The organism is Paenisporosarcina quisquiliarum (genome assembly GCF_043641925.1).
GTDB lineage: Bacteria > Bacillota > Bacilli > Bacillales_A > Planococcaceae > Paenisporosarcina > Paenisporosarcina quisquiliarum_A.
Map to the genome: position 1 here is coordinate 109,289 of NZ_JBHZRU010000009.1, position 14,616 is coordinate 123,904.

General features: G+C 37.6%; 16 protein-coding genes. 9 read left to right on the forward strand and 7 right to left on the reverse strand.

Annotation, left to right across the window (positions count from 1 at the left end; all coding sequences use genetic code 11):
- Nucleotides 1-176 precede the first annotated feature (176 nt).
- Nucleotides 177-362: an SE1561 family protein gene (locus ACHUE4_RS08700; RefSeq protein ID WP_394189032.1), complete on the reverse strand. Its 186-nt coding sequence runs from the start codon at nucleotides 360-362 to the stop codon at nucleotides 177-179.
- A 332-nt stretch (nucleotides 363-694) separates the two neighbouring features.
- Nucleotides 695-1,078 carry an OsmC family protein gene (locus ACHUE4_RS08705; RefSeq protein ID WP_394189034.1) on the reverse strand — a complete coding sequence of 128 codons (384 nt, stop codon included), beginning with the start codon at nucleotides 1,076-1,078 and terminating at the stop codon, nucleotides 695-697.
- An 82-nt stretch (nucleotides 1,079-1,160) separates the two neighbouring features.
- Between ACHUE4_RS08705 and ACHUE4_RS08710 the strand changes: the two genes are divergently transcribed.
- Nucleotides 1,161-2,339: an MFS transporter gene (locus tag ACHUE4_RS08710; protein ID WP_394189036.1), complete on the forward strand. Its 1,179-nt coding sequence runs from the start codon at nucleotides 1,161-1,163 to the stop codon at nucleotides 2,337-2,339.
- A 25-nt stretch (nucleotides 2,340-2,364) separates the two neighbouring features.
- Here ACHUE4_RS08710 and ypfJ read toward each other — a convergent pair whose 3' ends face one another.
- The 4 genes from ypfJ to ACHUE4_RS08730 all read right to left on the reverse strand — a co-directional run bounded on the left by ypfJ (nucleotide 2,365) and on the right by ACHUE4_RS08730 (nucleotide 6,610).
- On the reverse strand, nucleotides 2,365-3,213 hold the full coding sequence (ypfJ, locus tag ACHUE4_RS08715) for a KPN_02809 family neutral zinc metallopeptidase (RefSeq protein WP_394189038.1): 849 nt from the start codon (nucleotides 3,211-3,213) through the stop codon (nucleotides 2,365-2,367).
- A gap of 221 nt (nucleotides 3,214-3,434) precedes the next feature.
- Nucleotides 3,435-4,808 (reverse strand): 23S rRNA (uracil(1939)-C(5))-methyltransferase RlmD, encoded by a 1,374-nt coding sequence (rlmD, locus tag ACHUE4_RS08720; RefSeq protein ID WP_394189040.1) that lies wholly within the window; start codon nucleotides 4,806-4,808, stop codon nucleotides 3,435-3,437.
- 51 nt (nucleotides 4,809-4,859) lie between these two features.
- Complete coding sequence (pdaA, locus tag ACHUE4_RS08725; RefSeq protein WP_394189042.1) at nucleotides 4,860-5,663, reverse strand: delta-lactam-biosynthetic de-N-acetylase; 804 nt, start codon at nucleotides 5,661-5,663, stop codon at nucleotides 4,860-4,862.
- Between the two features lie 47 nt (nucleotides 5,664-5,710).
- Complete coding sequence (locus ACHUE4_RS08730) at nucleotides 5,711-6,610, reverse strand: TIGR01777 family oxidoreductase (RefSeq protein ID WP_394189044.1); 900 nt, start codon at nucleotides 6,608-6,610, stop codon at nucleotides 5,711-5,713.
- Nucleotides 6,611-6,732: 122 nt separating this feature from the next.
- Here ACHUE4_RS08730 and recX point away from each other — a divergent pair, with 122 nt between their 5' ends.
- Genes recX through ACHUE4_RS08745 form a run of 3 tightly spaced genes read left to right on the forward strand, consistent with a single transcriptional unit; the run spans nucleotide 6,733 to nucleotide 8,138 of the window.
- Entirely contained in the window at nucleotides 6,733-7,545 is an 813-nt protein-coding gene (gene recX / locus ACHUE4_RS08735; protein ID WP_394189046.1) for a recombination regulator RecX, read from the forward strand.
- Nucleotides 7,535-7,867, forward strand: coding sequence for a YfhH family protein (locus tag ACHUE4_RS08740; RefSeq protein ID WP_394189048.1), 333 nt, complete (start codon nucleotides 7,535-7,537; stop codon nucleotides 7,865-7,867). The genes recX and ACHUE4_RS08740 overlap by 11 nt, the downstream gene beginning before the upstream one ends.
- Before the next feature lies 1 nt (nucleotide 7,868).
- Entirely contained in the window at nucleotides 7,869-8,138 is a 270-nt protein-coding gene (locus ACHUE4_RS08745; protein WP_394189050.1) for a YfhJ family protein, read from the forward strand.
- 416 nt (nucleotides 8,139-8,554) lie between these two features.
- Here the strand turns inward: ACHUE4_RS08745 and ACHUE4_RS08750 are convergent, their stop codons facing one another.
- Nucleotides 8,555-9,535 (reverse strand): metal-dependent hydrolase, encoded by a 981-nt coding sequence (locus ACHUE4_RS08750; RefSeq protein WP_394189052.1) that lies wholly within the window; start codon nucleotides 9,533-9,535, stop codon nucleotides 8,555-8,557.
- A 407-nt stretch (nucleotides 9,536-9,942) separates the two neighbouring features.
- On the opposite strand from ACHUE4_RS08750, the gene mutY reads away from it, so the two are divergent.
- The 5 genes from mutY to ACHUE4_RS08775 all read left to right on the forward strand — a co-directional run bounded on the left by mutY (nucleotide 9,943) and on the right by ACHUE4_RS08775 (nucleotide 14,545).
- Entirely contained in the window at nucleotides 9,943-11,022 is a 1,080-nt protein-coding gene (gene mutY, locus ACHUE4_RS08755) for an A/G-specific adenine glycosylase (protein ID WP_394189054.1), read from the forward strand.
- Nucleotides 11,009-11,755, forward strand: a complete 747-nt coding sequence (fabL, locus tag ACHUE4_RS08760; RefSeq protein WP_394189056.1) for an enoyl-[acyl-carrier-protein] reductase FabL — start codon at nucleotides 11,009-11,011, stop codon at nucleotides 11,753-11,755. Before mutY ends, fabL begins: the two co-directional genes overlap by 14 nt.
- Nucleotides 11,756-11,822: 67 nt before the next feature.
- Nucleotides 11,823-12,044, forward strand: a complete 222-nt coding sequence (locus tag ACHUE4_RS08765; protein ID WP_394189058.1) for a gamma-type small acid-soluble spore protein — start codon at nucleotides 11,823-11,825, stop codon at nucleotides 12,042-12,044.
- A 139-nt stretch (nucleotides 12,045-12,183) separates the two neighbouring features.
- On the forward strand, nucleotides 12,184-12,729 hold the full coding sequence (gene ntdP / locus ACHUE4_RS08770) for a nucleoside tri-diphosphate phosphatase (RefSeq protein ID WP_394189060.1): 546 nt from the start codon (nucleotides 12,184-12,186) through the stop codon (nucleotides 12,727-12,729).
- Between the two features lie 67 nt (nucleotides 12,730-12,796).
- Complete coding sequence (locus ACHUE4_RS08775; RefSeq protein WP_394189062.1) at nucleotides 12,797-14,545, forward strand: ABC transporter ATP-binding protein; 1,749 nt, start codon at nucleotides 12,797-12,799, stop codon at nucleotides 14,543-14,545.
- Nucleotides 14,546-14,616 lie beyond the last annotated feature (71 nt).

Consider the following 14,616-nt stretch of genomic DNA (forward strand, 5'->3'; position numbering starts at 1 on the left):
ATAGGGGATGATAGATTAATTGGCTATTGTAAATTAAACATTTCGGACTGTTTTTATACAGATCAATTCGTGTTATCTCCACGCAAAGTATATAATTCCCCAGTCAAGTTGCAGGGATATAAAAAGGGGCTGTCTCTAAGTCACTAAATGACATTTGAGACAACCCCTTTATTTTTTTATTTTGGACTGTTTTTAAATTGTTCCATTTTGTCTTCTAAATCATCCATCATTGAAATTAGACGATCGATATCTTCCAATTTCGTTGTTTCTGGTTCGATTGAATCAAGTACTTCTAAAAAAATGTTCAAACGTTCTTTAAGATAAGTGACTTGTTGTTCTTTATCAGTAATTGATTTGCCCATTTTAAAACACCTCGCTTATTGTTTTCCATACTAGCGGATTTTTAATTCTTTATCAACTTCAGGTAGGACTTTAGAAATATTTTAATATTTAATGTATTTAGAATATTTACAAAATTCAATTAAGATGTTAAGGTTAACTTACTTCAACAAGAGAGGGGAGGCCGTAGTGAAAAGTCGAAACCATTCAAAAGTTTAAAAGGAGGGGGTTCGAACATTTCACCGGCACTATAAGCCGTGAATCGATATATGGATACTCAATTAGATAACAGCGATATTTAGAAGGCTCAGCCAACATCTGAAATCAGATATGGTCTGAGCCTTTGCTAATGGAATTATATAATCTCAAACGTTTCGTGTACGTCGATTGATTGGTCAACAGAACGAACCATCGAACAATTCTTCGTTGTTAAATTCATTGCCTTTTGTAATTTTACTTCTTCGAGATTCGATCCCTTTAATTTAAAATGAATATGAACTTTTTCAAGTCTATTTGCTATTTCTTCATTTCTTACGACTTCTTTTACTTCGATTTCCATTTCCTCGATCGGCATCCGCATTTTCTCACAAACTTTTCTTAATACGCCTCCACTACAACTAACCAATGATGAAACCAATAATTGATAAGGTCTAAAACCATAACTTTCATTTGAAGAAATCGTAAGCTTTCCAAATTCAAGGTTTGTCTCAAAACCGTGTTCTGTCATGATATATTTCAACTTGCATTCCTCCCTTATGTTAAAATTGTATCGAATCTTAAAGGAATTGAACACGATTTTAACTTGAATAGAGGAGAGCATCATGAAGCAATTTACACCATCAGAAAAAAGAAGGTTTTGGATTTTAGTTACCATTGTGTCCATTTCCGGATTTTCACAAGGAATGTTACTTCCGCTCATATCTATTATTTTTGAACAGGATGGGCTTTCTGCATCGTTAAACGGATTAAATGCAACAGGCTTATACATAGGAACGCTTTTAGTTTCCCCATTCATGGAACAGCCACTACGTCGATTTGGTTATAAACCAATCATCATGATTGGTGGAATATTAGTATTTATGTCATTGCTTCTATTTCCATTATGGAAAAGTGTGATTTTTTGGTTTGTGCTCCGACTGTTTATTGGAATAGGAGACCATTTACTTCATTTTTCAACACAAACTTGGATCACGAGTTTTTCGTCTAAAGAACGTTTAGGCCGAAACATTGCCCTTTACGGGTTGTCATTTGGAATTGGTTTTGCAGCCGGGCCATTGTTTGTTCCGCTAATAAATGTTTTTGAAGGCTTACCATTCATCGTTTCTGGTGTATTATGTTTGTCAGCATGGTCACTTGTTTTCTTCCTTGATAATGATTTTCCTGGACATATGCATGAAACTTCTACGATGCGGGGGACGTGGGCAAGGTTTGGGGCAACGATTGGATTTGCATGGGTAGCCTTTATTCCTCCGTTTAGTTATGGTTTTTTAGAGTCTAGTTTGCATGCGATTTTTCCTGTTTACGCCTTACGCAATCAGCTGGATGTAGGAAGTGTTTCGATTATTTTAGCTGCCTTTTCAACCGGTGGAATATTGTCACAGTTACCCCTTGGCGCATTAAGTGACCGAATCGGAAGGAAAAAAGTGGTACTCTTTTCGTTATTCGGTGGTGCTTTTTCATTTAGTGCAGCCGCTGTGTTAGAAAATAACAGCTTGGCACTTATTGCGGCATTTCTAATAGCTGGCTTGTTTGTCGGATCTACTTTCTCTTTAGGGATTTCTTATATGGCTGATTTGACACCAAAGGCTTTATTACCCTCTGGAAATCTTTTATGCGGTATTTTCTTTAGCATTGGAAGTTTAACTGGGCCATTTATGGGAGGCGTCTTTTTAGAGTTCTTTAACCAGTTTAGTTTTTTATGGCTCATTTCATTTGTGTTATTTGTCTTTAGTTTAATCAGTTTAATCACGCCAAAAAAACAGCAGATCCTTTCGAGTTAGTCTCGAAGTGATCTGCTGCTTTTTTTTATAACTCGTTAGCACTAAATGTATCTCCGTCTTCAATCGTGCCGGATTCATATCCTTTTTTAAACCATCTCATACGTTGCTCAGACGTACCATGTGTGAAGCTTTCTGGTACAACATACCCTTGAGATTTCTTTTGAATATTGTCGTCACCAACTGCACTTGCCGCGGTAATTGCTTCTTCTACATCACCAGCTTCAAGATAACCTTGTCCTTCAGCGTACCGTGCAAAAACACCTGCATAGTAATCTGCTTGTAATTCTAATCTGACTAGGTATTGATTGAATTCTTCTTCACTTACTTGATTACGCATGGCCATTACTTCTTTGTTTGTGCCTAGTAATGTTTGAACGTGATGCCCAACTTCATGCGCAATGACATAAGCCATTGCAAAATCACCAGGTGCTTCAAATTTTTGTCTTAATTCATCGTAAAAGCTTAAGTCAATATATAGTTTGTAATCTCCTGGACAATAAAACGGTCCAACTGCTGAACCGGCTGTACCACATGCAGATTCGACTTGGTTTGTATAAAGAACCATAACAGGCTCTTGGTATTCTTTGCCTTGTTCTTCAAAAAGTTCTGTCCAAACAGTTTCTGTGTCAGCAAGAACAACTGAAACGAAATCGGCGAGTTCTTTTTCTTGTTCGGTCTCTTCATATGTTCCATTATCTGTTGTAGATGTACCGGTGATATTATTTAGGATGTCTCCAGGACCTCCACCGCCGATTAGTGTCATGATAATAACGATGACAAGACCAATACCGCCACCAGCTATTCCAACACCACCAATACCTTTTCCTCTACGATCTTCAACATTTGCGCTTTGTCCTCGACCTCTCCACTTCATCAGAATTCCTCCGTCAATCGAATTTTCTATAATATAATTGCATAAACATTACTGTCTTTATTCCCTAGAAACAAAAAGTTCAATCCTCTAATAAATAAAAAGAATGCGTTTTTTTAATGGAAGTTTCGACTTGGATTTAAAAAACTGTAGACACCCTCAAAAAATCTGAGTTTGCCTACAGTTTCGCACACACTTTAAATGAGCGTGTCTCGAATATAGAATTATTTACGAACTAATAATGTGACGCTTTCAATTTGAGCTGTTTGAGGGAACATATCAACTGGTTGAATATATTCTATATCGTATACTTTGCGTAATTGACTCAAATCTTTCGCTAAAGTAGATGGGTTACAAGATGTGTAAACAAAACGTTTCGGTCTCACATTTATAATCATTTGCAATAAGCTATCGGCAAGCCCAGTACGTGGGGGATCGACTGTTAAAACATCCGGAACAAAACCTTCTGTACTCCATTTCGCCAGCCATTCTTCCGCTGTCCCGGTTTCATAAGTTGCGTGAGTAAAGCCGTGTTTTTCTGCATTTTTCTTCGCGTCATAAATGCTATCGCCAATGACATCCATTCCACGAACTTCTTTTGCTTGATCAGCTAACCACAAACCAATTGTACCAACTCCACAATAAGCATCCACAACCGTTTCATTACCTGTTAGAGCTGCAGCAGACTTGATTTCATTATACAATCGTACGGTTTGAGAGGGGTTAAGTTGGAAGAAAGCACGTGCTGATAAATCAAATGACAGTTCACCTAATTTTTCATGCAATGTTTTTTTACCATGAAGAACGATTGTACGATCTCCAAATATTAGTGACGTTTGTTTTGGATTGACGTTTTGGACAATTGACACAATTGCTGGATCAATTTCAGCTAATTTGTCAATAATTAACTGACGTTTTGGCATTTCAGCTCGAGTCGTTACGAGAACTAATTGAATTTCGCCAGTTCGTAAACCGGTTCGAACAACGATTGTGCGAACAAGTCCATTCTGTGTTTTCCCGTCATGAATAGGAATCTGAAGCATTTCTAGAATTCGTTTTACTTCATTAGTCACGCGAGTGGTATCAGGATGCTGAACAATACACTCGTCAATATTTAGTAATTCATGAGTGCCTTCTGAAAAAAGACCAGCGTGCACTTTATTTCCATCTTTACGAACTTGGAATTGACTTTTGTTTCGATACTGCCATGGGTTATCCATGCCAATCGTTTCTCGAACTTCAATGCTTGGTGCTAAATCTCTTACGTATCGCTCTAGTGACTGAACGACCATATCGCGTTTTTCTACAAGTTGTTGTGCATATGTCATATGTTGTAATTGACACCCACCACAAGCCTCATAAATCGGGCAGGGGGCTTGTTGGCGATGGGGAGAAGATTTACGAATTTTAAGGATTTTCGCTTCGGCAAAAGTAGGTTTTACTAATTCTACTTGCGCAGTTACTTCTTCTCCAGGTAGTGCACCTTTTACGAAAACTACATTTCGTTTAAAGTATCCAATTCCTTCGCCGTTAATGCCGAGCCTTTTAATCGTCAAAGGAAATTTTTGACCTACTTCAATAAGAGTTTGTTGAGACAAATTCATTCACGTCCTTTACTACTGGTGTCTACAGTATATAGGACACTGGAGTTAATGGAAAGACAAGGGGGAATCATCGTATTTATTTACAAGCGATTCCAATGATTCAAATGTGTACCCCATCTTTTTTGCATCTCGAATAAAATCAGGGAGTGCCTGGGCATTATCTGGTGAAACGGTATGCATCAAGATAATCGCGCCAGGATGAATTTGATTCATCAGATGGTTATAGGCATAAGCTTTTCCTTGGGGACGATCCGCGTACCAATCAACAAAAGCAACTGACCAAAACATATGTCTGTAACCCAGTTCGTTCCCGTAAGCGAGTAACTTTTCGCTAAATACACCTTCTGGTGGGCGAGCGAAACGTGTTCTCTTAATTCCCGTTTCTTCTTTTAGCAGCTCATCAAACTTATGCCATTCCTCTTTCATGCGTTCTTCTGATAAATTTGCCATATTCGGATGATCATAAGAATGATTCCCGATTTCGTGTCCTTCATCAATCATTCGCTTGACTAGATCCTTAGCACTTTTAACATAATGACCTGTTAAAAAGAAAGTAGCAGGAACTTTTTCTTTCTTTAGTGCATCCAATATTGGCGCAGTGTGTCCATTCTCGTATCCATTATCAAAAGTTAAATACATGATTTTGTCTGTGTCATTTCCTTTATAAAAAGCACCATGTTTTTTTAATAATTCGTCAAACGCACTTCCTGCTTGAGCTTGTTGCTCTTGTGAACCCTTTTTGAAGCCCCAATTAAGTGATTCCGCTTCAGCTTGGAATGGATTAACAACTATTCCGATTAGTAAAATGGAACATGCAGCGACGATTCCTAAAATATGATTTTTCCACATAAAAACGCAACCTTTCTTTTTAGATAGGTTGCGTTTTCTATATCGAATTATGCGTAAATGTTTTGTAATGCTTGTTTCAAATGAGGGTAATTAAACGAAAAGCCGTTGGTTAATAATTTATCAGGCATAACACGTTGACCTTCTAAAACTAGTTGACTCTTATCACCAAGTGCCAGTTTTAATGCAAATGCAGGAACAGGAATCCAATGTGGTCGATGTAATACTTCACCTAATATTTTTCCGAATTCATTCATTTGTTTTGGATCTGGAGCGGTCACATTAAACGGTCCTTTAATCGAGTCATTCTCAATGGCATATAGAAGTGCTGCAGCTACATCTGAAACATGTACCCATGAGACCCATTGTTTACCTGAGCCTACTTGTCCGCCAACACCCATTTTATAGGGCAAAGCCATAAGTGGAAGTGCGCCTTCTTCTTTACCTAAAATGATGCCAAAACGACCATATGCAACTCTAGTTCCATGCTGTTCCGCTTCATCTGCTTTTTTCTCCCAGTCTTCTACTGTTTTTGCAAGAAAGTCTGAACCTCGAGCTTCGGATTGTTCTGTATATAATGCATGTTCAGAAGGTGGGTAAATACCTATCGCACTTGCGTTAACTAAAACGGACGGTTTCTTTTCGACTTGATTGATAATGCGAAGCACTTCATCCGTTGCTTTCATTCGACTGTCGTAAATTTTGTCTTTTTGTTCTTGTGTCCATCGGCCTTCATTAATGGACGCGCCAGCTAGATTAACCCAAGCATCAATGTCTTGTAACTGGTTTTCAGGCTCGGAACCATCCGTTAACCATTGGACCATTTTTACTGACCCTTTTGAAGGGCGATCAGATCGAGTAAGAATAAAAACTTCATGACCTTTATTCACTAGAAGGGAAGATAATTCATTGCCAACGAATCCACTTCCACCTGTAATGGCGATTTTCATTAAAACTCCTCCTCTACTAAACATGTTATGCCTATATTACCCTTTCTTATCGAAGTGTACTCAAATGAATGTGCCAATAAATATGTGTATACTAGATAAGAACAGATTATGGGGTGAAATCATTGCCAATAATATCAAAAATCACACGTCAAAAAAACAATCCTGAACGTTACAATATTTTTATAGATGAAGTTTATGCGTTTGCTGTGGATGAATCACTTATCGTGAAATACCAATTGTCTAAAGGGAAAGATTTAGAAGATTGGGAGCGCGATGAAATTGTTTTTGATGATGAAGTTCGAAAAGCATTTAATAAGTCATTGCACTATTTAAGCTTTCGCATGCGAAGTGAGTATGAAGTGAAAAAGAAATTACTTGATGCAGAATATGGGGAAGCAGTTGTATTAGAAGCCATCCAAAAATTGCATTCTCTAGGATTCTTGAACGATGAATCGTTTTCAAAAGCTTTATTAGAAACTCAAAAGAAAACGGGGAAAAAAGGTCCACGTGCAATTCAACAGGAATTAAAGAAAAAAGGCATCGACAAAAAACTTCAAAAGGAAGTGCTGGATACGTATACAGAAGAAGATCAAACTCAAATTGCACAAGCCTTAGCAGAAAAAATCGCGAACCAACAATCGTCAAAAACACCGCGACAAGTGAAGCAAAAAATTCAAGATACTTTGTTGCGAAAAGGGTATTCCTATGACATTATTAGCAAAGCAATTGCCGAAATTGAATTTGAAACAGAACAGGAAGAATGGGAAGAGATGATCGCCAAACAAGGTGATAAAATTTGGACCAAAGTTTCCTCTAAATTCACAGGATATGATCGTAAAAATAGAGTAAAACAAGCTTTGTATCAAAAGGGTTTTCCTTCTGACCAAATTGATATGTTTATTGAAAAAAAGGAGTTCGAAGAAGATGGAGACTGAAAAAAAATATAGTTATATGTCAGAAAATGAGCTTCGACAAACGATTGCTAATTTGTTAGAAAAAGCAAGAAAAGCTAGTCAACTTGGACATGTTAATGAGTTTGCTGTTTATGAAAGAAAAGCAATCATGGCACAAGCATATTTAGTAGATCCAAATGACATTAAGCCGGGTGAAATGTATCGAATTGAAGGGGATCCAGGTGTATTCTTTCAAGTGGATTACCTAAAAGGTCGTTTCGCATGGGGCTATCGTTTAGGCGGAGAAAAACATACAGAAGCGTTACCAATATCAATGTTAAAACCTTTGAAGGAGGGCAAATAACATGCAAGATAAAATCGATCAGCTAGTAGAAGAACTAGCTTCAAAAAACGAAAACTTGTCAGCAGGACGTGCACGCGTCTGGATAGAGTTATTATGGTCAGACTTTGAGTCATCTTATGCTAAAGCTGGATATGATTATAAGGGTGCTGAAGTGACCGAAAAAGTAATTCGTCAATGGATCACCAGTTATGGCGATCGTATTCATGAATTTGCAGGGAATAATCCTAAGTATGCTCATTTATTAAAAATGGATGATGATTTAATTCAATAGTAGTGGATTTGCTAACATATAATAGGACACGACCAATATTGCGTCGTGTCCTTTGGACTGTAATAAAAAAGTTGATTTCCATTGCTGCGGACGCTTTCCGGGGGGCAAGACATCAGCCGCTTCCCTCGCGAAGCTCAGTCCAGGGTCTTCAGTTCTTGCTAATCCCCCTGGAGTCGCCGCCTCCATTTTCAATCAACAGAAATAACAGTTGATTATAGGATTCTAGCCTGTAAAAAATAGTTCCAGGAATGATGGAAGAAGCAAAACACCAAATCCATACTTTTTAAGAATCATATTTGAATTTAAATTTCAAACCGAGCAATACATGAAAAGTTAAATTTTCACATTAACTAATTTTCTTTCGTCAACAGTCTTAAGGACACGACCAAAAATGCGTCGTGTCCTTTTGTTTTTAATCAGTTAGGCATAAAGTCTAACTTCTTATGAAGTTTGTCTTCACTGAAAATCCATCCTGTATATGAGTTGATAATTTCTAGGTCTTCATTTAAATGAGCAACGGCAACGAATGGATAATAGTCATTGCTTCGATAACGTAAGTCAATTAGTCGAACCTCAGTAACATGGTCGTGTTCGGTAATTTCCCAACGATAGATGGGAGAAAATGATATGAATGCTTGTAAGTTTTTATCTTTTAACGCAGCTTTGACGAGTGGAGAGTCCGGAATTTCGATTCGGTCAAAGCGATCGTAAATATTAATGGAACGCCCATATGCTCGGCCGACATAATGATGTGTTTTAGAAATTGCTGCGATTCTCCATTGGAAGAACTTAATCGTTGGTGCGATAATGATTTCTTCAGCGCTAGGTATCGTATTCTTAACAGCATGTCTTACAGCAGCTTGTACCGCAAACCTTATCAAATAATAAACAACGATAATCGAGTACATTAATAGCATGGTGTAAACCGGATTAGATCCGAACGCCCAAAATAGCAAGCCCACAACATGCAAGGCGAATATGGTCGGGTCAAACGTATTGATGACCCCTAATGCAACCCACTTATTTGAAAATGGTCGTAATGCTTGGGTTCCATATGAATTAAAGATATCTACAAAGACATGTAAGAAAACTGCCAAGAACGTCCATAACCATAAGTGTAAAAAATCTGCACCGGGAACAAATAAATGTATGGCTCCAGCAATCGCAACAGGCCAAAGTAAGACCGCAGGAATTGAATGTGTGATGCCGCGATGATGTCTAATGTAAACTGCGTTGTTTCTTAATTTGAGAACCGTATCAACGTCAGGTGCTTGGGAACCAATAATGGTACCGGCCATTACAGCAGTTGCTGTCACCGTATGATTTGCTACCACTGGGTCAATCATTGCTAGTCCACCCAAGGCGATCCCCATGACAATATGTGTGCCAGTATCCATCTTTATCAACTCCTTATGTAAGATTAAAAATTCGAAATGTAAGTAGTAGAGTTTTCATTGTATAAAATAGTTAGTCTAACTTCTTCCTTATGATATTTGTGTAGCGGAAGGTGGCGACTCCGGCGGGAAAAGCGAGTCCAAGTGAGACCCCGCAGTGAACTTTGCGAATGAGGAAGCTCAACGACCGCCCGCGGAAAGCGTCCGCTTGAAGCGAAACAACAACATTTGTTAATCCATAACAAAATGAATTTTAAATATGAAATTAACTCAATCATAAAAAGAAAGATTATTTTTGTTTATTATGATTTAAATTTGATAAGATAACAACGAGAAACAGTCATTCAATTGACTCGTTCATTATATACCCTTAACTTATTGTCCTTAATCAAACGAATGTAGGTGTTTTTTTGAATCAAACATTAAAGGAATCATTTCGTCAGTCACTGATAGAGTGGTATTTAGCTGAAAAAAGGGATTTACCTTGGAGACGAACACATGACCCTTATAAAATATGGGTATCCGAAATTATGTTGCAACAAACGCGAGTAGATACAGTGATCCCTTACTATGAACGATTTATTGAAGCTTTTCCCACTCTTGAAGACTTAGCATCTGCAGAAGAAGAAAAATTATTAAAGCAATGGGAAGGACTCGGTTACTATTCGCGAGTTCGGAATTTACAAGCTGGAGTGAAAGAAGTTCAAGAAAAATATAACAGTGTCGTTCCACAGACACGTGAAGAAATATCTTCACTAAAAGGAGTAGGTCCGTACACTGCGGGCGCTATTTTAAGTATTGCCTATCAGAAACCAGAACATGCAGTGGACGGGAACGTCATGAGAGTTTTATCACGTGTGTTGTTAATAAAGGAAGATATCGCCAAACCTAAAACGAGAAAAGTTTTTGAAGAGGCTGTCAAAGAATTAATTGATCCGAGTGATCCGTCTTCTTTTAATCAAGGATTGATGGAACTCGGTGCAACCATTTGTACACCGACTTCTCCAAAGTGTTTACTATGTCCGGTCCGTGAAAACTGTGCGGCATTCTTTGCTGGAGAACAACACAATCTACCAATAAAAACAAAAAATAAAAAAACAAAATCGCTGCAGTATGATGTATTTATTATTCAAAATGAAAACGGACAATTTTTAATGGAGAAAAGACCTTCAAGTGGTTTGCTCGCAAACTTGTGGCAATTCCCTATGGTCGAAAAGGTTACTTTGGAAGATGAAACCATTCCGTTAATGCAGGAAAGATACGGTATTTATTTCACAAAAGAAAATGAATTAGGACCTTTAAAACATATCTTTTCTCATTTAACATGGAATATGAATACTCTTTCTGGACAAGGAGTAGTGGATTTGGGGATTCCATCCTCCTGTAAATGGTTAACTATAGAAGAAGTGAACACGGTACCGATGCCAGTACCTATGTTAAAAATGTGGCAGGCTTTTCAAGAAAGGGGATTTGAAAATGACAACAAATAAAGTAGCACTTGTAACAGGTAGTAGTAGAGGTTTAGGAAAAGCATTAGCAATTGAGCTAGCTAAAGACGGATATGATATTGTCGTGAACTATGCACGCAGTAAAACAGCAGCACTTGAAACGGTAAAAGAAATTGAAGCACTTGGTCAAAAAGCACTTCTTGTTCGAGCGAACGTTGGAGATATTGAGAAACTAAAAGCAATGTTCGAAACTATACGTGAAGAGTTTGGACGTTTAGATGTGTTTGTTAGTAATGCAGCTTCAGGTGTTCTTCGCCCTGTCATGGAACTGGAAGAATCACATTGGGACTGGACGATGAATATTAATGCAAAAGCTATGTTGTTTGGTGCACAAGAGGCAGCCAAATTAATGGACAAAGGTGGGAAAATTGTTGGGATTAGTTCTCTTGGTTCAATTCGCTACCTAGAAAATTATACAACTGTAGGTGTTTCAAAAGCGGCAATTGAATCGATTACACGATACCTTGCTGTCGAGTTAGCACAAAAAGGAATTGCTGTTAATACGGTTTCAGGTGGAGCGTTAGACACGGATGCATTAAAGCATTTCCCTAATCGTGAAGAATTACTTGACGATGCAAGAAAAAATACTCCTGCTGGTCGAATGGTTGAAATCGAAGATATGGTGAAGACTGCGATGTTCCTTATTTCAGATGACTCTGACATGATTCGAGGGCAAACAATTATTGTGGATGGTGGACGTTCAATCGTCATGTAAGAAAAAATTTCCTGTGAATAGTATTGCCTTTCGTGCACATCTTAATGAGCACGGAGGTGAAAAATCCATGGCAAACAAAAATAACGGCAACCAACCAACAAACGCAAATAACGTTAGACAACAAAACCAACAATCAGAAATGAAAAAACAATATGCTTCTGGTACTCCAGGAACTTATGGTCAAACTGAGTTTGGTACTGAAACAGATGTAACTGAAGTGAAACGCCAAAACCAACAGTCTGCTCAGAAGAAAAATGGAGCAGCAAACCGCACAAACCAAACGAAATAATGGATTAGAAACCACCGGTCAGCGAGGGCATTAGCCTTCGCTGATTTTTTTTGCTATAGTTTTATACATTGGATTGTTATAATGGGGACATAACAACAAACTGTATATAATTGTGCTATGACAAAAGGTGGTCTTAAAAATGCCAATACCGGCAGAAGGAGAAACGATTCAAATACACAGCTACAAGCATAACGGCCGAATCCACCGCGTCTGGCAAGAAACAATGGTTCTAAAAGGGACGAAAAATATTGTCATTGGCGCGAACGAAAAGACTCTGGTAACAGAATCAGACGGGCGTACATGGTTAACGCGTGAACCATCTATATGCTATTTTCATGCAGAGCACTGGTTTAATATTATTTGTATGTTGCGCGAAGATGGTGTTTATTATTACTGCAATATCAGTTCTCCATTTGTTTATGATAACCAATCGCTCAAATATATTGATTATGACTTAGATGTCAAAGTGTTCCCTGATATGTCATATACAATATTGGATGAAGATGAGTTTGAAGATCATAAAAAACTAATGAATTATCCAGATGAAATCGATTGGATTTTGGAACGAAATGTCGACAAGTTAATCGGATGGATTAAACAAAGGAAAGGTCCATTTGCCCCAGACTTTATCGAAGCATGGACAAGTCGTTACCAATTTCATAAACAACTGCGAATAAGCGAGTAAATGATACCTGTTGACTATCAACAGGTTTTTCATTTCTCGGAAAATGAAAGATAAGAAAGGTGATCGTGTGAGTAGTACAAAAAGATATATGAAATTCGTAAAGCCTTATAAATGGCAAATTGTATTTACGGTATTAATCGGATTAGTGAAATTTGCGATTCCTTTATTTATTCCCATATTAATAAAAATCGTAATTGATGACATCATCATAAATGAGGCATTAACAAATGATGAAAAAATCAAGCAGCTCTTTTATTGGCTAGGTGGAACCGCATTGGTATTTTTTGTGGTACGACCGCCAATTGAATATTATCGACAATACTATGCACAATTAGTAAGTAATAAAATCTTATATGATATTCGTAAAGAGCTTTATGGCCATCTGCAAAAATTAAGTATGCGTTATTATTCGAATACGCGAGCAGGTGAAGTAATATCCAGAGTGATTAATGATGTGGAACAAACGAAAAATTTCGTGATGATCGCTTTAATGAATCTGTGGTTAGATCTAGCAACTATCCTTATAGCTATTGGAATTATGCTAACTATGGATGTTCCATTAACTTTGGTCACACTTCTAGCATTCCCATTCTACGCTTTCAGCGTAAAATATTTCTTTGGACGTTTAAGAGATTTGACAGGCAAGCGTTCTCAAGCGTTAGCTAGTGTTCAAAGTTATTTACACGAACGAGTACAAGGGATGAGCGTTATTAAAAGTTTTGCGCTAGAAAAGCATGAGCAAGCGATTTTTGATGACACGAATGGCGAATTTTTGAATAAAGCCGTTGATCATACAAAATGGAACGCTAAAGCATTTGCCGTAGTTAATACGATTACTGATGTTGCACCTCTATTAGTTATTGCCTATGCAGGTTATCAAGTTATTTTAGGTAATTTAACTGTAGGAACAATGGTGGCTTTCATTGCTTATATTGAACGACTCTATAATCCATTAAGACGTTTAGTGAACTCATCAACTACTTTAACGCAAGCTTACGCATCGATGGATCGTGTTTTTGAATTAATGGATGAAAAATACGAAATTACAGATCGTGAAAATGCGAAAGATTTGCCAGCTATTCAAGGAGAACTTCGTTTCGATCGTGTTTCTTTTAGATATGAAGCAGAAAATGAATTAGTTTTAAACAATATTAACTTTACAGTAAATCCAGGGGAGACCGCAGCCTTTGTTGGGATGAGTGGTGGTGGGAAGTCGACTATCATTAGTATGATTCCTCGCTTTTATGATGCGACGAGTGGGTCGATCAAAATCGATGGAAAAGACATTCAAGATGTTCGGATTGAATCCCTTCGTGAACAGATTGGAATAGTATTGCAAGATAGCATATTGTTTAGTGATTCTGTTAAGTCGAATATCCTAATGGGGAATCCAAATGCTTCGGATGATGAAGTAATTGAAGCCGCAAAAGCAGCTAATGCACATGAATTTATTTTGTCTCTTCCACAGGGGTATGATACAAAGGTAGGCGAACGTGGAGTTAAGCTTTCCGGAGGACAAAAACAACGGGTTGCAATTGCTCGTGTATTCCTGAAAAATCCTCCAATTTTAGTTCTAGATGAAGCAACATCAGCGCTAGATTTAGAGAGTGAATCCTTGATACAAGACTCATTGGAGCGATTAGCACATAACAGAACTACTATTGTAGTAGCCCACCGATTATCAACTATAACTCATGCAAATCAAATTTTTGTTATTGATCATGGTGAATTAAAAGAGCAGGGTACACATGAGCAATTGATGGAAGCAAAAGGAATCTATTTTAACCTATTCCAAGTTCAACAATTAGATAGTTAACAAAACAATCGACCTACCAATTTGGTAGGTCTTTTTATTGGACTTTATTATTCACAGAAAATAAAAAACTA